The 17,611-nt window shown below is 46.9% G+C and carries 14 protein-coding genes; 11 read left to right on the forward strand and 3 right to left on the reverse strand.

What is annotated here, in order from left to right; genetic code table 11:
- The first annotated feature begins 114 nt into the window (after nt 1–114).
- The 5 genes from ABN764_RS17570 (at nt 115) to holA (ending at nt 6,795) form a co-directional block, all read left to right on the forward strand.
- Nucleotides 115–636: a deoxycytidylate deaminase gene (locus ABN764_RS17570; protein ID WP_021256844.1), complete on the forward strand. Its 522-nt coding sequence runs from the start codon at nt 115–117 to the stop codon at nt 634–636.
- Between the two features lie 129 nt (nt 637–765).
- A complete protein-coding gene (locus tag ABN764_RS17575) occupies nt 766–3,390 on the forward strand; it encodes a ComEC/Rec2 family competence protein (protein WP_446672648.1) in 2,625 nt (874 codons plus the stop codon).
- A gap of 228 nt (nt 3,391–3,618) precedes the next feature.
- The gene (locus tag ABN764_RS17580; RefSeq protein ID WP_021256842.1) at nt 3,619–4,167 is read left to right on the forward strand and encodes an RNA polymerase sigma factor; all 549 of its coding nucleotides are present in this window, start codon (nt 3,619–3,621) and stop codon (nt 4,165–4,167) included.
- Nucleotides 4,164–5,486: an anti-sigma factor family protein gene (locus tag ABN764_RS17585; protein ID WP_446672649.1), complete on the forward strand. Its 1,323-nt coding sequence runs from the start codon at nt 4,164–4,166 to the stop codon at nt 5,484–5,486. Before ABN764_RS17580 ends, ABN764_RS17585 begins: the two co-directional genes overlap by 4 nt.
- A 256-nt stretch (nt 5,487–5,742) precedes the next feature.
- Entirely contained in the window at nt 5,743–6,795 is a 1,053-nt protein-coding gene (gene holA / locus ABN764_RS17590) for a DNA polymerase III subunit delta (protein ID WP_446672650.1), read from the forward strand.
- Between the two features lie 60 nt (nt 6,796–6,855).
- Here holA and rpsT read toward each other — a convergent pair whose 3' ends face one another.
- Nucleotides 6,856–7,128 (reverse strand): 30S ribosomal protein S20, encoded by a 273-nt coding sequence (gene rpsT / locus ABN764_RS17595; RefSeq protein ID WP_021256839.1) that lies wholly within the window; start codon nt 7,126–7,128, stop codon nt 6,856–6,858.
- Between the two features lie 272 nt (nt 7,129–7,400).
- Between rpsT and gpr the strand changes: the two genes are divergently transcribed.
- Complete coding sequence (gene gpr / locus ABN764_RS17600; RefSeq protein ID WP_446672651.1) at nt 7,401–8,402, forward strand: GPR endopeptidase; 1,002 nt, start codon at nt 7,401–7,403, stop codon at nt 8,400–8,402.
- Nucleotides 8,403–8,611: 209 nt separating this feature from the next.
- Here the strand turns inward: gpr and ABN764_RS17605 are convergent, their stop codons facing one another.
- Nucleotides 8,612–9,643 carry a M23 family metallopeptidase gene (locus ABN764_RS17605; RefSeq protein WP_446672652.1) on the reverse strand — a complete coding sequence of 344 codons (1,032 nt, stop codon included), beginning with the start codon at nt 9,641–9,643 and terminating at the stop codon, nt 8,612–8,614.
- Between the two features lie 121 nt (nt 9,644–9,764).
- Nucleotides 9,765–10,793 carry a M23 family metallopeptidase gene (locus tag ABN764_RS17610; protein ID WP_446672653.1) on the reverse strand — a complete coding sequence of 343 codons (1,029 nt, stop codon included), beginning with the start codon at nt 10,791–10,793 and terminating at the stop codon, nt 9,765–9,767.
- A gap of 255 nt (nt 10,794–11,048) precedes the next feature.
- On the opposite strand from ABN764_RS17610, the gene ABN764_RS17615 reads away from it, so the two are divergent.
- The 5 genes from ABN764_RS17615 to lepA all read left to right on the forward strand — a co-directional run bounded on the left by ABN764_RS17615 (nt 11,049) and on the right by lepA (nt 17,528).
- Nucleotides 11,049–11,834, forward strand: a complete 786-nt coding sequence (locus tag ABN764_RS17615) for a response regulator transcription factor (RefSeq protein ID WP_446672654.1) — start codon at nt 11,049–11,051, stop codon at nt 11,832–11,834.
- Nucleotides 11,831–13,591, forward strand: coding sequence for a sensor histidine kinase (locus tag ABN764_RS17620; protein ID WP_446672655.1), 1,761 nt, complete (start codon nt 11,831–11,833; stop codon nt 13,589–13,591). Before ABN764_RS17615 ends, ABN764_RS17620 begins: the two co-directional genes overlap by 4 nt.
- Nucleotides 13,592–13,742: 151 nt before the next feature.
- Complete coding sequence (locus ABN764_RS17625) at nt 13,743–15,092, forward strand: stage II sporulation protein P (protein ID WP_446672656.1); 1,350 nt, start codon at nt 13,743–13,745, stop codon at nt 15,090–15,092.
- Between the two features lie 18 nt (nt 15,093–15,110).
- Nucleotides 15,111–15,584 carry a DUF3679 domain-containing protein gene (locus ABN764_RS17630; protein WP_174808593.1) on the forward strand — a complete coding sequence of 158 codons (474 nt, stop codon included), beginning with the start codon at nt 15,111–15,113 and terminating at the stop codon, nt 15,582–15,584.
- Nucleotides 15,585–15,710: 126 nt separating this feature from the next.
- Nucleotides 15,711–17,528: a translation elongation factor 4 gene (gene lepA / locus ABN764_RS17635; RefSeq protein ID WP_021256832.1), complete on the forward strand. Its 1,818-nt coding sequence runs from the start codon at nt 15,711–15,713 to the stop codon at nt 17,526–17,528.
- The last annotated feature ends 83 nt before the right edge of the window (nt 17,529–17,611 follow it).

Consider the following 17,611-nt stretch of genomic DNA (forward strand, 5'->3'; position numbering starts at 1 on the left):
ATGCGTGAAATGTGCAACATTGTGATGTCTTTAGTTGCATGAATGCGCAGGCCTGCTTACAATAAGGGTAACATACACAACATAGACAAAGGCAGAAGAATGGGGATTGGAGTTATGACAACGACTATGCGCAAAGACTGGGATACGTATTTTATGGATATTGCCTATATGGTGTCTACTCGCTCGCGCTGTCCAAGACGGCATGTGGGCGCTGTGCTCGTACAGGGCAAGAAGCTGCTTGGCACCGCTTATAATGGCGCTCCGATGGGGATTCCTGACTGCAGTGAGGCTGGCTGCATGATCGCAGAACAATATGAGAAAGTTGTCGTAGACGGCGAAGCGCAGATGGTTAAGAAGCAGCGCTGCATTCGCACGATCCATGCAGAACAGAATTTGCTGCTATTCACGGATCGGAATGATAGAGAGGGATCTACGGTATACGTGACGGATCAGCCTTGTTGGACATGTGCCAATATGCTTGCCAACAGTGGTGTTGTCGAGATCGTTTATCACCGTCCTTATTTGAAGGATAGCGATAAAGTGGCTGCGATGATGGAGCATAAAGGAATTGTGTTCCGTCAACTTGATCATTATCATCCGCCAGCAGAGTCGGTAATGGATGAAGTTAGCGAATAAATGTATCGTTCTGAATAGGGATGAGGAAGAACCTCTGTGCTCAAGCAGCACTGTTCGTTTCGCATTTAAATGCGAAGAGCAGTGCTGGCGAGTATGGAGGTTTTTTGTGTATGGGTAGGGGGGGATGGTATGCTGGCACGTCGACCGTTGGTTGTGGCTGCCTGTATGATGGCCGGAGGCTTCCATCTAAGCGCAGTTCTCTCGAATGGAGAGGCTTGGATTGCAGCTCTCGGAATTGTGCTGGTATTGCCGCTTTGTGTCATAGGAGGCTGGTGCAGACGTATGCAAGCAGTCTTGTATGCGCTGCTGCTGCTTATGGCTGTACTCTATTATCAGTTGACGGTGAACAGTGGAGATAGTGTCTGGTCGTATGAGGGAGTTAGTTCTTATGTAGATCAGGTACAGGAAGTGAACGGAGAATGGGAAGGGGTGATCCTAACCCCGCCAGAGCTGGACGGAGATCGGATGCAGTTCCAATTCGGAGTTACAGGCTGGAGAACACCAGAAACGAAGCGCATGGAAAGTGTAAGGGAGACGCTGCTAGTTCAAATCAAGTTATCTAGTAAACAGGAACTGCAACAGGTGGATCAATGGAACCGAGGGCAATTGGTGCGTATACAAGGTAAGCTTGAGGCTCCCGGCGATGCGGGGAACTTTGGCGGATTCAGCTACAGAGACTATTTACATACTTTGCAAATCGACTGGTTGTTGAAGGTGTCGGGTTTACAGCATCTGACCTCGCATACAGCAATTGAGACGATCTCTTCCTATGCACCTACTATCATGTGGAATCGAATGCTGGCATATGTGGATCAAGGCAGGGAGCGTCTGGCTGCGATATTGGAGCATATGTACAAGCAGCCCCATAGCGGCTATATGCAAGGGCTTATCCTGGGAACACGGGGGGATATGGATCCGGATATTTATCAACAGTTCTCGCAGTTGGGACTTACCCATATACTCGCCATATCTGGATTGCACGTAGGTGTACTTATCGGAGCTCTATTGTATCTCTTCCGATTGCTGCGCATGACGAAGGAGACGGGCATATCGATCACGATGGGGTTCATCCCGATGTATGTATTGTTGACGGGGGCGTCGCCATCGGTTATTCGTGCAGGTATGATGGCTTTCCTAGCCCTTTATGGGGCAAAGAGAGGCTGGTTGAAGGATGGGCTGCATCTTCTGGCAGCTGCCTTCATTTTCATGGCGGTATGGCAGCCTCGTTATGTACTGCAGGTCGGATTTCAATTGTCTTTTATTGTCACGGCTGGGCTGATTTTATTTGTTCCCCTCGCTATGAGGCTAATGGCTTCTTTGCCGCGGACATTGGCCAGTTCGCTCTCGGTTACACTGGTTGCACAAGCTGTTTCGCTGCCTCTTACTGTCTATTACTTTAATCAATTTTCGCTGTTGTCCTTTTTGGCTAATTTTGTTATTGTCCCCCTCGTCAGCGTTGTTGTGCTTCCAATTGGCTCAGTATCGTTGATTGTCGGTTCACTATATGAACCTGCGGCAGTACCGATCGTTTGGCTTGTTGAACGGTTGAATGAGGTTACGTTCCAACTAGTGTATTGGCTGGCACAAATGGAAGGTGCTACGATCATATGGCCGACCCCTCCATTATGGTGGATCGCTCTTTACTATCTCGGATTCGCCTTGGCGCTGACTTCTGTTCGGCGTTGGTGGGATGCGAGGCAGATTAACCGCAGAGAAAGAGATCGAGGGCATAATTTGAACCATGCTGATGATACACAACCGCTCGATTTTATCCAGCTCCCGGCAGGCGGATATCGATATAGAGGAGCAATTGCGCTTGCAGCCGCTTGCTTGCTCGGGTTCATCGTGCTGCAAGGATATTCCATGGGGCGTTCGAATGATGCAGTTGTTAGTTTTATCGACGTCGGTCAGGGTGACAGCATCTTAATTTCAACGGCTTCGGGCAAACAGATGCTTATTGATGGCGGGGGTACTGTGAATTTTCGCAAGCCAGAAGATCGCTGGCGGGAACGCAGAGTGCCCTTTGAGATAGGGGAGAAGGTAGTTGTTCCGTTGTTGAAGCAGAGAGGCATCAGAGAATTGGATGCTGTTCTGTTAACGCATGCCGATCAAGACCATGCTGGGGGATTGCAAGCTGTACTGAAGCATATCCCGGTGAAGCAGTTCATTATGAACGGGACATGGAAGTATTCCGCCTCGATGAACAGTCTATACCGCACTGCGATTGATCAAGGGATCCCTATTCGCAAATGGGAAGCAGGCCAGCGATGGAAGCTAGATTCGTGGAGCTCCTTAGAGGTGATGTATCCTTATCCTTCGACGGATGGTTCTACCCTCGACTTTCAAGACAATCAGAACGAGGCCTCCCTTGTCGTCCAATTGACACTTATCCATCCAACAAGTAGGAAGCAGGCGGTATTCATGCTTACAGGAGATCTGGAAGCCGATGGAGAGAGGCAGATGCTCGAGCGTGTTGCATTGCAGCAATCGAAGTCTATCGACGTCTTGAAGGTGGCTCACCACGGAAGCAAAACCTCTACTACACCTGAATGGCTTGAGCAATGGAAGCCCCAGATAGGGGTCATATCGGCAGGGCGCAATAATCGATATGGACACCCTCATCCGAAGGTGCTGGATACACTGCATGATGCGAAGGTTCCTGTGAAACGAACAGATATGGAAGGGGAGATCCAATTCAAGCTGACGCCTAGTGGTTTGAAGGTGAGGGCGAAGCGTGATAGGATACATTTATAGAATGGAGCAGACAGCACGTCATGCGACGTGCTCTTTTCCTGTTTCTTTCTTCTATTTTTTAAGTTTCGTGACAATTTGATATGCTTTTCAGGGTGTTTTTTGCTATGCTAATCTTGAATTATTGAAGGGAATATCAAGTATTAAAATTAATCTACAAATTGGTAACGATCATCTGCAACCATTTCAGACGTTCTCACGTCAATGGATATGCAAGAGAGGGGGATCAAGGTGGTAGAGCCAGGACTCATTCGATCCGCTCAGTCTGGCGATAGAGACGCGCTTATCACTCTTTTGCGGGAAATCGAACAATATGTGTATCGAACTGCTTATTACATACTGAATAATGAGCAGGATGCACTGGACGCGTCCCAAGAGGCCTTAATCCGGATATATACTAAAATTCAATCGTATGAGGAGAAAGCACAGTTCAAGACTTGGGTACAGCGCATCGTGACGAATATTTGCATCGACAAATTCCGCCGCACGAAGCCGACTGTATCGATAGAGGAGCATAATCTCACATTCCTTGGCAATGAAAGCGTAGAGAGGGATGTCCTATCCTCCCATGCAGCGCAGGATATACGAGAAGCGATTGATCAACTGCCGGAACATCACCGTGCTGTCGTTGTTCTTCGCTACTTGCAAGATTTCTCGTATAACGAAATTGCTGATAGCTTGAACTTGCCTCTCAATACGGTGAAATCATATCTATTCCGCGCCAGACAACAGCTGCAGACTATGCTGCAAGATTACGAGAAAGGTGGTGTGCGAGGATGAACTGTTCAGAGGTGATGGAACTTATGCAGCGGAAATTGGATGGAGACTTGAATGATTCGGAACAGCACCTTCTGACTGAGCATATTAACCATTGCCCCGCCTGCAGTGAGATGGCTAGGCGATTGGAACGACTCCATACGGAATTAGTTCAGCTGCCTAAGGTCGAGCCGAAATTCAGCCTAGTTGATGCGATTATGCCAGCGCTGGATATCATTGATCGAGATGAGCAGCTAGCTGCGGTCGAACCAAATGCAGAAGCATATCCGCAAGAGGCTGTGTCAGCGGGCCATGCAGCGACTGGATCGCCTATCAAGCCGTGTATCGTCAAGGGAACTGCGACGCCTCAATCAACTCAGCAACGTTGGTTCGAACGAATCCGCTGGCGTGCGACCAGCGCTGTCATCGCAGCAGGGCTTGTGCTTGGTCTATTTATTGTCAACTTCAAGCCGCCTACAGAGGAACAGGCTGGCGAGTTTAGTGAGCTTAGGAACGAGCAGCTCATGAAGACCGAGACTGCAGACAAATCCGATAGTTCTCAAGTTACGAAATCCGAATCTAGCTCTCCGATGAAGGAAAAACCGTCGAATAACGATCCACAGAACAATTCAACCGAACCTTCTTCATATGCGACAACAGAGGAAACGGGAGAAGCGGATAAGGAGAAGTCTACTCAAGATAGACAGAAGGAAATGAAAGACTCATCCCAACAGAAGATCGGCATTCCGACACCGAAGGATGTGGAGAAGAAAGAAAGCACTTCTCATCCTAAGAAGGATCAGGAGACAGTTTCAGCAGATCGTTCTGTGGCAGGTGGACAGACGCGAACAAGACCGGATGCAGACAAACAGCCGCCAAATCAAGATGGGCAGAAACAAGATGCGAAGAAGGATCCACAGCAGAAGGATACAGAACAGGTTCTAGCAGAAGAGCCGCCGAAAGAGCCTCAGAAGGATGGAAGCGATAAGATGCCAGAACAGAAGGAAATTAATTCCTTTGTCGGCCCTTCTATTACATCTGTAGCCGAAGCGACGGCACCGAACGGCAGCCTTATGGCGACATGGGACAATGGACAGCTGCTGCTCTATAAGCTAAATGGTCAGGAGCGAACGAAGCTGCAGACGATTGCTGTAGCAGAGAAGCCATCTGAGCTGATTTGGTCGGCAGACAGCTCGAAGCTGACAGTTGTCGCATCCAGAGAGGATGGGAAGTCGAGTAAGCTCCAGTATGAACTGAAGAATGATGCGCTCGAGCCGATTGTGGACGCAGGCAATCCAGCGGAGAAAGAAGTCATTCAAGGAACAATTCAACAATCGAAATAAAAAGGGCTTACATGCAGGGCTATCATGCACACATTGTTACGTCTTTGCGTATAGTATGGTATCAAGAAGACAGAATGCTTTCCCGTACGTCGAATGACCATTTGTGCGGAGTTTCTAGAGCTTCGTGGCAAATGTTTATTATAGATGTTAGGGGACAAAGGGACTCGCGCAACAGTGATGTTGTGCCAGTCCCTTTGTTTTTGTGTCAAAGTCTGCTATGATGAGGTTCGTTATATCGTAAGGGGAGGCTAGCAATTTGGTAGATATTAAAGCAGCCGTCAAGGAAATTAAGCGCGGCTTTCCGCGCTCTATCTATATTCTGTACGGTACTGAAAAATATCGGATTCAGGAGTTCGTACAATTCTTAATAGAGCATGCAGTCGGTGAAGATAATCGTGAATTAGCAATTATGAAGATGGATACTTCGGAACACCCGGTTGAGGCAGTCGTTGCAGAGGCGGAGACGATGCCGTTTCTAGTTCCACGCAAATGTATTCTGGTGAAGGATTCGACAGTATTCGCATCTGGGAAGGATGGCAAGATTGAGCATCAGACGGAGCGATTGCTTGAGTATATGGATAATCCAATGGACACGAGCATTGTTGTATTTCTCGTGCAGGCGGACAAGCTGGATGAACGGAAGAAGACGGTTAAGAAAGCCAAGACAGCTGGAGCAGTGCTTCCTTTCCTGCCGCTTAGCGCAGACGAGCTGACGATGTGGGTTCGCAAGGAAGCGGAGAAGCATGAGTGCTCGATCGAGGATGAGGCTATCCGTGCAATTCTGAACAGTGCAGGGACGAATTTGCAGACATTGTCGGCTGAAATTGAGAAGTGCTGTCTGTTCACAGGGAGAGGCGGAACGGTTGTGGTAGAGACCATCCATTCCTTGATTGCCAAGAACACAGAACAGAATGTATTTCAGCTTGTTGAAGATATTATCAAACGGCGAGCGGATCAGGCGCTCGATACTCTGCACGAATTGTTGAAGCAGAAAGAAGAGCCTATTAAGATTATGGCGCTTATCGTACGGCAATTGCGGATTATGGTACAGGTGAAGGAATTGACGAGCCGCAGCTTCAGTCAGCAGCAGGCAGCTTCCCAACTTGGGCTGCATCCATACGCCGTCAAAATGGCTTATGAGCAAGCGCGTGACTATGATGGAAATAAGCTGACGCAATGGATAGCGGAGGCGGCAGAACTCGACTATGAAATGAAGTCAGGCCGAGTAGAGAAGGTACTAGGCTTGGAGCTCTTCATTATGCGGATGTCTAAAGGAATAGCAAGAATACAAAAAGAAACCAGAAGATGAACGCCGAGGCGTTCATCTTCTGGTTTCTTCGCTTCTAGCTAAGTATGAAAAGGCTCCAGCTTACGCTTGTGCAAGCAGAGCGTTCAATTTCGTCGCCAAGCGAGACTTTTTGCGGGCAGCCGCGTTTTTGTGTACCAAGCCTTTTGTCACTGCTTTGTCCAATTTCTTGGAAGCCAAAGCGACAGCAGATTTAGCTGTTTCTGCTTCGTTGTTCGCCAAAGCAGTGTCAGCAGCTTTAACAGCTGTGCGAAGTGCTGATTTTTGGGAAGCGTTCAACAGACGGCGCTTGTCGTTTGTTTTAACGCGTTTAACAGCGGATTTAATGTTTGGCATTGATTTCACCTCCGTTGCATCGTAGTGCGACAACAGAATCCAATTCCCTCGTTCATAAGAAAAATAGATTCACAACTTAAAGTATTCTATCACGCCACAACTTAAAAAGCAATACATTTACCATGTTGGTATCGGAATACACGAACGATGGATAAGGAACGTTCAAAGCTCTGACACGGTTGGCTTTCGCTTACATCCTGATTCGCATAAGAATTGCATCTGTGCACAAAATATACGTTAGAAAATGATGTGCGTAGAGGGAGGCGTTTACCATGACAGCAGATTTGAAATCTTATTCCGTTCGAACCGACTTAGCATTAGAATCGAGAGAAATCGCTCAGCCGGATCGTGCAATTCCAATACCTGGGGTGTCCGAAGAAGTAGAGGATGTTCGCGGGATTAAAGTAACGAAGATTCATGTTCAGACCGAAGAAGGATCACGAGCAATTGGCCGGCTTCCAGGGCGATATATTACGATTGAAGTACCAGGTTTGCGGCGCAAGGACAGCCAGCTCCAAGATCGCGTTACAACCAAGTTTGCACAGCTGTTCGAAGGGTTCTTGGCTGAAGTTGGAGTGAATAAAGACTCCAAGGCTCTTATTGTTGGTCTGGGGAACTGGAATGTCACGCCGGATGCGCTTGGTCCACTTGTCGTTGAGAATGTACTTGTTACTCGGCATTACTTCGAAATTATGCCGGATCAAGTGAGTCCGGGGTACCGAGAGGTAAGTGCAGTTGCACCTGGAGTGCTTGGAGTAACTGGGATTGAATCAAGCGAAATTGTACAGGGGATTGTAGAACGGACGAAGCCGGATGTCATCATTGCGATAGATGCATTGGCGTCCAAGGCGCTCGAGCGAGTGAATACGACCATCCAAATTGCAGATATCGGCATCCACCCAGGTTCTGGTGTAGGTAATAAGCGGCGTGGATTGACGAAAGACATTTTAGGAATACCTTGTATTGCAATAGGAGTGCCAACGGTCTGCTATGCATCCACGATTGTGAATAATGCGATTGATTATATGAAAGAGCATTTCAAGCAGGAAACGAATCAGACGAGAGAAATTCTTGGCATGCTGGATGACATTAGCGAACAGGAACGGTTAATGCTCGTCAAGGAAGTGCTTGAGCCGCTCGGCCATGATTTGGTTGTTACGCCGAAGGAAGTGGACGAGTTCATGGAGGATATGGCGAATATTATTGCGAGTGGGTTGAATGCCGCACTGCATGATGCAGTCGATACAGAGAATGTGAATGCGTATACGCATTAAGTCATCCACAAGTATGACGCGGTCATGCAATGGAGTAACGCCACGACAATAACGAAAAAGATCGAGTTCGGGCCTCCTTAATGTGCCTGCACTCGATCTTTTCGCTTGTTCTCTGACGAATCTATTCGTCGTTATCTTTCTATGAAGAATCGATATCTCATTTCATAGAAGCTGCATCATAAAGTAAGTAAGTGAGCATTCATAGCTGCTTACTTCGTTGCGACAGCACTTTGGCCTGTAATCGTTTGGCCGAACACGGGCTCAATCCCGCCTTCAAAACGAATGCGGATCGACATGCCCTCTTCGAACTGCGGTGTATCAGATACTTGGAAATGAATGTGGGGTTCGCTTGAATTTCCTGAATTCCCACACTCTCCTAGCAGTTGGCCTTGCTTGACAACGTCCCCCTTTTTGACAACAACGCTTCCTTTCTTGAAATGAGCAAGCATGCTGTATTCCCCGTTGCCATGATCAATGACCACGTAATTCCCTGCCATATCCTTCTCATTTGGAACGCCAACGGGATAATTGTCTGCAATATTGTTCTCCACTCGAACGACGGTTCCGTCTCGCGGGGCTACGACTGGTTGGCCAAATGCATAGTAACTTTCATTTTTCGTCGGATCACCTTTGTAGCTGAATCCATCACGCTCCATGATCAGATCATAGGCATACCGCTGTACTAATGATTCGTAATGATAGTTCAAGAACTCATTATTGCCGCCCCAGAACACAAACCATTGTCCCACAAACGGTGGCTTATAGGCTTGTTTGGTTGGATGAAGATCAGACTCCCATTTGTGAAGCGGGTACATTTGTAAAGTTACGATCTGATTGCCCGCTATCCCTGTTTGAATTCCTCGCAGCCCAGTTGCATCTGTCCATACATAGGATTCAATACCACTGAAGCTCTTGTGGGCGGCAAGGGTGGGACGCTCGCCCTCTTTCCATAGTGCTTGAAGCAGCTTCGGCAGATAGCCTTCCGGTATTGCTTCTTTTAGTTCCTTGGACAAATAGCGGTACAATTGCGAGCCGTTTCGTTCTTGGATCCACTGTTCAACCTGCTGCTGTGTAATTTGGACATTGGCTTTTTCCTGTACAGACACGATCTGGCCTGCTACAGAAGTCGAGATGGGGGCTTTATTCCCATCTTTTTGTTCAGCAGCGGCGGTTAACGGTACAAGCATGCTCAGTGCCATGCATGCAGATAGCAATGCGATTTTTCTTGGAGTAGGTTTCATATTCTGCCATCCTTTCGATAAAAGCTTGGAATGTTGTTATTAAATGTGGGTTATCTGGATGTGATTGTAATGGTAATGTCTAAACGGTATATAAACAGCTAGCTGAACTAGCGTTCGAATGTTACTTGATGGATTGGCTTTGTCCTTGAATGAATTGGCCCCTTATCGGGTCGATTTCGTTTTCGAAGGAAATGCGAATAGATCGTCCCTTCATCATGTCAGGTGAATCCGACACTTGATAGTGAATATGCGGCTCGCTTGAATTTCCAGAGTTACCGCATTGCCCTAACAATTGTCCTTTCTTGATCGAGTCTCCCACTTTGACCACAATACTGTCCTTTTTGAAATGAGCAAGACTACTGAATTCTCCATTGCCATGATCGATAACGACTACATTGCCTTCTAGTTGCTGTACATTGGATACGCCTCCAGGTGAATTATCTTCGATGTTGTTTACGACTCGAACTACTTTGCCATCACCCGGAGCAAGTACTTGCTGGCCAAATGCGAAATAACTCTCATTTTTAGTTGGGTCGTTCTGATAACTCAATCCGTCACGGACGATGATGAAGTCATAGGCGTAGCGCTGGTTCGGGTAAGCATAATGGTAGTTGACGAGTACGTTCCTTCCTCCGTGTCCCACGAACCATTGATCCGTAAATGGAAGACCATACACTTGCAAAGTTGGGTGATTGTCGGATTCCTGCTTCTGCAATGGAAGCAGTTTAATACCAGTGATTTGATCATCAATAATCCATATATTGATTCCCTTCAACCCTGCTTCATCGGTTAAAGCTAAATGTCTCGCTCCATTTAGGCTGTATTCGATTATTTGTAAGGGAATCTCATCTTTGTTCCAAAAATTACGGAGAAGCGTACTGAATCCTTCTTCAGATGCAATTTGTTTCATTTCTGCTGAAAAGTAGCTATACAATTTTGCTCCGTCACGCTGTTGTATCCATGTGGAAATGGACTCTGCTGTAAGCTGCTGTACATTTGCAAATTTGAATTCTGCAATGGCTCCGTTGCCTACTGTTGTGCTTCCTGTAGCAGCTTTCGTTTTTTGTTCTGCAGCAGATGCTAATGAGGGAGTCATGCTAATTGCGAGGCATACGGAAAGCGCAGCGAACCAGCTTTTTGAATTCGTCATTTTCTCAACCCTTTCTACTTAACCTTCATGCTTCATCATGAATGGTTTAGGTCAACCCACTGAAGCCATTGTAAAATACAAAGCTGAACAGAAAGAAAACAGGAGCTCATTAGTTTCTTAATTTTGAAGGCATTCTGCCGAAAGAGTTAAGGTTGCGTTAAGAAAGCGGTGATAAAGGGGGTAGAACAGTGTGATACAATGGGCACAAAAGTAGGATAAAAATATAAATCTCACAGTGAATGGGAGATGGAGGATATGAATTTGCAAGAGGCACGCATTCTCATCGTTGAGGATGAACTCGCGCTGAGCAAGATGGTTCAAGCAGTGCTGCAAAAGGAAGGCATGGAATACATAACTTGTGTCTCGACGGGAGAAGAGGCAATCCGTTGTATCGATAATTCACAAATGGATTTAATCATATTGGATGTGATGCTGCCGGGGAAGAGCGGTTTTGATATCGCTCCTTTTATTCGCCAGAAATGTGATGCCCCAATTATTTTTGTGACAGCGAGAACGACGGATCTTGATAAGCTAACTGGCTTTGCACTGGGTGGAGATGATTACGTTACGAAGCCGTTCAATCCATTGGAATTGGCTGCGCGAGCCAAAGCATTGTTGAAGCGTTATATGACGAATAAGGGGAAGTCAGAACCTTCAACTGTAACTGCTTTCCCGGAGGTCGAGCGGATATATCGCTATGGTGATTTCCAGCTTGATGCGGCTGCAGGAGAGCTTCGTGTTCGGGGGAAAGTTACGGAGTGTCCGGCAATGGTATTCCAATTGCTGTTGTTCTTTTGCGAACACCCGAATCGGATTTTCTCGAAATCGGAATTGTATGAGCGAGTGTGGGGGTATAATTCGCTCAGCGATGATAACACGGTCATGGTTCACATTCACCGAATACGGGAGCGAATTGAGGATCAACCGAGCAATCCACGTCTGCTGGTCACGGTTCGAGGACTAGGATACAAGCTTGTCCCGCCTGAGAAGGAAGAGGATGATCAATCAGAGCCAATATACGCACAGGGAGACAACAGATGAAGACGGGGAAGCGTTTGGCGTGGCATTATGGTGGTCAATGGATATTGATTGGGGTAATTTTGCTGTTCTTCGTGTTGATTACCTTCGGCTGGATGGTCGATCGGATGAATGAGCTTGAACTTAATCGCAATTTTATGCGTAATGGGTGGGGGTTCATCTCAGAATCAATTTCAATTGATGATGAAGGTAGAGTTACATGGGATGATGAATTGCTAAAACGCGTCCATACAAGCGGGGGCTGGCTGCAAATTGTAAATGAGAAGGGGGACGTGATCAAGTCATATCATGTACCGCCGGATGTTCCGAATCATTATTCGACTGGAGAGATTACTGCTTACTCGGAGAAGAATGTTCCTTTCCCTTATCATCTAGGTGTCTATGTAACAAGTATTAATAACCATATGATCACCGTATTATTTGGTGTTGATTCCTCCAAAGACATATTGCTTGAACGATGGCTGGCTGCCAGAGCGAAGGGAACGGAAGATGCATTCGGGGAAGCTGATAAGATGCTGCGTGATGAGAGAGCTTGGGTTCAACATATTAATAGGGACGGTAAAGAACTGCAATCATGGCGCAAGCCGGGAGAGTGGATTACACAGTATGCCGCATATGATATCGGCCTTCGTAGTGCGTATCCTGAACGATACGGCTGGAGTCTATCCTACCGCTATGAACCTCAGACGAAGGAAACATGGCTGCTGTACCGCCCTCACATTTCAACAGAGTCATCAATCCATGTGGCAGGATTTGCAGTAAGCAGCAACATCCAGTTAATCTGGATAGCCGTATCAGCTGTCATTGTCCTAATGATCCTTGTTTTTATTGGAATGGCATGGTGGCAGAGTGCCCGGCTTGCTAGACCGCTCCAGCATATTATGAATTGGACGGGGCAGATCCAGATCGGGAATTATAAGGAGCCAGTAAACGCGCGTGGAATCCCTCGTTCGCAGAAGTCCAATGGCAAATGGAAACGGAACTATCGGATTTACGGGGATGTGATTCATGCGCTAGAACGCATGGCCCAGCGTTTGCAGGAAGCGGATGAAGCGCGGAAGGGGAATGAAAGACTGAGGGAAGAATGGCTCGCGGGCATCTCGCATGATATGAAAACACCGCTTGCATCCATTATAGGATATGCGCATCTCTTAAATGCCCCTCAATATAGATGGTCAGAGCAAGAAATCGCCGAATTTGCAAATATGATGAAACAGAAGGCAGAGGTAATGGATGAGCTTATTCAAGAGCTGAATTTAACCTATCGACTTCAAAGCGGGAGTCTCCCCTTGCAGTTGGAAATCGTGGATTTGCGGGATTGGCTCCGAGAAGAATTGAGACATTTGCAGCCGCTGCCTGAAAATGCGACCGAACGTATCGTCTGTTCGATGCCAGAAGAAGAGGTTCTATTCTCGCTAGATCCGCGTTATTTCCGGAGAATGATCGATAATGTATGTGCAAACGTCTTCTTACATAATCCGCCGGAGACGAAGCTGCATGTACAGGTAGCCCGTAAGGAGCAAGAACTAGAGGTAATGTTTTTTGATGATGGGAATGGGATGGACGAGCAGACTTTATCAAACCTTTTCAATCGTTATTATCGAGGGACTTCTACGGATGAATCTGTACGCGGGTCGGGATTGGGGATGGCGATTGCTAAACAATTGGCAGAATTGCATGGGGGTACGGTGATAGCCAGAAGCATACTTGGCGAGGGAACATCTATCATTTTCACCTTCCCAGCTTCGGTAGACTCATAGAGTCTATTGTTATAATGCTTATGTTCCTTATTTTACATTTATTAATTGTTCTATTTCATAGATTGTCCTCATAGATTCTAGTAAACGTACTCTCTTAGATGAATCATCCTTAGCTGAGCTGAGAGGGGATACGGATGAAGGAGGACAGCACATGTTTCGGACATTTAATGTAGGAAAGTGGAAGCGGAAATGGCTGCAGGCGCTTGTCATGGGGCGGACGTTTGCATTGTTGTCTATCGGAACGGCTATGTTTTTTATCGTATTAGGTCTAGGAGGAATGGCGGAGAATAAGCTGAATTCCTCTCCCTTGTCTTCCATGAAGGGTGTTGCAGCACAGCTCTCGACGCGATTCTTCGTAGACATGATGGCTTTGGAGATGCCGAGTCTTCCACAAGGGGAAGGGGAGGCCACACTCACACGCAATCAAGTGGCTCAATTCCTTGTAAGACTTGCAACGAATGTGAATCCGCTTGACCCGAAAACGCTGCTAGCTGGTGAAGTGCCAGGGATTAATAGAGATGCCGCAATTCCACTTCGTCTAAGTATTGGCAATCAGACAGGCATCGAACCGCAGGATTATCCAACGTCCTTAGACAAAGGTGGGAATGCACAGGGTGAGCATGGCGGAGAGCCTCCACAAGATGTGACGCATGGTGAAGTTATAGACGAGAACGATAATGGGACAGAAGAACCACCTAAGTCCACAGATCAACCAACAAAACCAGGAACAGATAAAGGGGATTCTCCCACGCAAACAGAAGGAGACTCGAAATTACGCAAGGTTGTGTTCATCTATCATTCTCATAACCGTGAATCCTTCAATCCTTTGTTAAAAAAAGAAAGCAGCAATCCGAATGATCCCAAGAAGAATATTACGCTTGTAGGCAAGCGTCTGCAGGAGCAACTGGAGAAGAGAGGAATTGGAGCTTCCCATTCCAACAAAGACTATTCTTCCAGTGTAGAGGGCTACAACTGGAACATGTCCTATAAGTATTCGAAGCAGACGGTGAAGCAGGCAATGAGCGCGAATCAGGAACTGCAATTTTTCTTCGACATTCATCGGGATTCGAATAGACGCAAGGAATCCACTGTAACAGTTAAAGGGAAGGATTATGCAAGGGTTTATTTTATAATCGGACACTTAAATCCAAATTGGAAGAAGAATGAGCAGTTTGCAAATGAGATCCATGAACGTCTCGAGAAGAACTACCCAGGGATTTCCCGGGGAATATTCGGCAAGACTGCATTACAAGGCAATGGAGAGTATAATCAATCGCTTTCACCAAATAGTGTCGTTATTGAAGTTGGCGGTGTGGATAACACAATGGAGGAATTATACCGTACTGCTGACATATTAGCTGATTATATCGCAGACATTGTCCAGAAGAAAAAGGATGCCAAACCAGTCAATAAGCCAATTCCAAATCCAACGAACGGGAAAGATGTCGGCAAAACAGTGATGGGTAAAACGCAGTCGAAATCTGTAGGGACGAAGGGATAACCCAAGGAGGGCGCTTGCATGACACGGTTTATGAAACAACTGATCGGCATCGTGGTATTGCTAACGCTTGGTGTATTTATCGGCATGGAAATCACTACTTCAGGGATTGAGCGTATATATGGCCCGATCAATCCATCCCGCATGACAAGCGCCCCAGAGTCGACTGAACGATATTCCAGGGCTAATTCGAATCGAGACAATCTGCCGACGGATAATCGCCGAATGAACGAAGATGCTGCCGCTCAAGATAACTCGCGTTTGACAGTTAACGAGTCCGCTCCTATAGAAGAGTATCGTAATACATCAGCAGATACCGAGCGTAATACGACGAATAATCATGAAAATGATATCAACAATACGAATGTAGCGCCTCTTCCTCCGGTAAAAGATGCTACTGTGAATCAATTGGCGGACAAGACGGCGGGTATGCTGCAGCGTGCATCGCAAGCTGGTATTCAAGCGGTTGTTGGCTTGTTCAATGGACTATTCTAAGCGACATGTGTGTGCCTTAAAGGTTACCAGGATGAGAGGATTGCATGCCCCCATTGCTGTTAGAGGGTCATTCCGGTATAATAAATAAATTGAATCTTGGCATAGTGGTGGGGGTATTGAAATCGAATGACGGAATTGCTGTCACGACAAAAGAAAATTCGGAATTTTTGCATCATAGCACATATTGACCATGGTAAATCAACACTCGCCGACCGGATATTAGAATATACCGGGGCGTTAACGTCCCGTGAAATGCAAGCTCAAGTACTCGATCAGATGGATCTGGAGCGTGAGCGTGGGATAACCATTAAATTGCAGGCTGTGCGCTTGAACTACACAGCAGATGACGGTGAAGAGTATATCCTGAACCTGATTGATACACCGGGACACGTCGACTTCACGTACGAAGTATCCCGCAGCTTGGCTGCTTGTGAAGGCGCCTTGCTCGTTGTAGACGCTGCGCAAGGGATTGAGGCTCAGACGCTGGCGAACGTATATTTGGCGCTAGATAATGATTTGGAGATCATCCCGGTTATTAATAAGATTGACCTTCCAAGTGCAGAGCCTGACCGTGTGAAGCAGGAGATCGAAGAAGTTATCGGTCTGGATTGCTCTGAGGCGGTTCATGCTTCTGCCAAAGCAGGTATCGGAATTAAGGAAATTCTGGAGCAAGTGGTGCAGAAGGTCCCTGCTCCAACAGGGGATCCAGAAGAGCCGCTTAAGGCGCTTATCTTCGACTCCCATTATGACCCGTATAAAGGCGTAATCGTGTACGTTCGCGTTATCGACGGTGCAATTCGCGCGGGCAGCAAAATTAAAATGATGGCAACGGATAAGACATTTGAAGTTATCGAGGTTGGTGCGTTCAAGCCGCGCATGTCAATTGTCGATGAACTTAATGTTGGCGATGTTGGCTTTGTTGTAGCTGGTATTAAAAATGTAGGGGATACTCGTGTCGGTGATACGATCACGGATGCGAAGAAGCCGACTCTGGAGCCGCTTCCAGGTTACCGTCGGATCAATCCAATGGTATTCTGCGGCTTGTATCCGATCGAAACATCGGATTATAACGATCTGCGGGATGCGTTGGAGAAGCTGCAATTGAACGATGCGTCTCTTACATTCGAACCGGAAACTTCCTCAGCGCTGGGCTTTGGTTTCCGCTGTGGCTTCCTTGGTCTTCTGCATATGGAGATTATCCAGGAGAGAATTGAGCGTGAATTCAATATTCCGCTCATTACGACAGCACCAAGCGTTATCTATCGCGTTACGTTGACGAATGGCACTTCTCTAGACATCGATAACCCGTCGAATTATCCAGAGCAGGGAAAGATCGATTTTGTAGAAGAGCCTTATGTCAAAGCATCTATTATCGTTCCTAACGATTTCGTCGGAGCGATTATGGAACTGTGCCAAGGCAAACGCGGTGATTTTGTGGATATGCAGTATCTGGATACGACACGCGTAACAATTACGTATCAAATTCCATTGTCGGAGATCGTATATGACTTCTTCGATCAATTGAAATCAAGCACAAAAGGATATGCATCCTTCGACTATGAATTGTCCGGTTACCGCAGGTCTAATCTTGTGAAGATGGACATCATGCTTAACAACGAGCAAGTCGATGCGCTGTCTGTTATCGTGCACAAGGATCGTGCCTACCATCGTGGTAAACTCATTTGTGAGAAACTGCGTGGACTGATTCCGCGTCAAATGTTCGAGGTACCAGTGCAGGCGTCTATCGGAACGAAGATTATTGCGCGTGAAACGGTTAAGGCAATGCGTAAAAATGTACTCGCGAAATGTTACGGCGGCGATATTTCCCGTAAGCGGAAGCTTCTTGAGAAGCAGAAGGAAGGGAAGAAGCGCATGAAGCAGGTCGGCAGCGTTGAGGTGCCGCAGGAAGCGTTCATGGCCGTATTGAAAATCGACGATAACTAATTCGGAGGAGGGGGCGGAACGCCTCCTCTTTTTTAGAAAGATCATAATTATAGATAGGCTGGTGTCATACAGCCATGAAAGGA

The sequence above is a fragment of the Paenibacillus wuxiensis genome (genome assembly GCF_040195695.1).
Taxonomy (GTDB): Bacteria; Bacillota; Bacilli; order Paenibacillales; family Paenibacillaceae; genus Paenibacillus_B; species Paenibacillus_B suaedae.

Coding starts and splice junctions, on each gene's coding strand:
- ABN764_RS17570 (WP_021256844.1), top strand. CDS start 115: ATGACAACGACTATGCGCAAAGACTGGGATACGTATTTTATGGATATT.
- ABN764_RS17575 (WP_446672648.1), top strand. CDS start 766: ATGCTGGCACGTCGACCGTTGGTTGTGGCTGCCTGTATGATGGCCGGA.
- ABN764_RS17585 (WP_446672649.1), top strand. CDS start 4,164: ATGAACTGTTCAGAGGTGATGGAACTTATGCAGCGGAAATTGGATGGA.
- rpsT (WP_021256839.1), bottom strand. CDS start 7,128: ATGCCAAACATTAAATCCGCTGTTAAACGCGTTAAAACAAACGACAAG.
- gpr (WP_446672651.1), top strand. CDS start 7,401: ATGACAGCAGATTTGAAATCTTATTCCGTTCGAACCGACTTAGCATTA.
- ABN764_RS17605 (WP_446672652.1), bottom strand. CDS start 9,643: ATGAAACCTACTCCAAGAAAAATCGCATTGCTATCTGCATGCATGGCA.
- ABN764_RS17610 (WP_446672653.1), bottom strand. CDS start 10,793: ATGACGAATTCAAAAAGCTGGTTCGCTGCGCTTTCCGTATGCCTCGCA.
- ABN764_RS17615 (WP_446672654.1), top strand. CDS start 11,049: ATGAATTTGCAAGAGGCACGCATTCTCATCGTTGAGGATGAACTCGCG.
- ABN764_RS17620 (WP_446672655.1), top strand. CDS start 11,831: ATGAAGACGGGGAAGCGTTTGGCGTGGCATTATGGTGGTCAATGGATA.
- ABN764_RS17625 (WP_446672656.1), top strand. CDS start 13,743: ATGTTTCGGACATTTAATGTAGGAAAGTGGAAGCGGAAATGGCTGCAG.
- ABN764_RS17630 (WP_174808593.1), top strand. CDS start 15,111: ATGACACGGTTTATGAAACAACTGATCGGCATCGTGGTATTGCTAACG.
- lepA (WP_021256832.1), top strand. CDS start 15,711: ATGACGGAATTGCTGTCACGACAAAAGAAAATTCGGAATTTTTGCATC.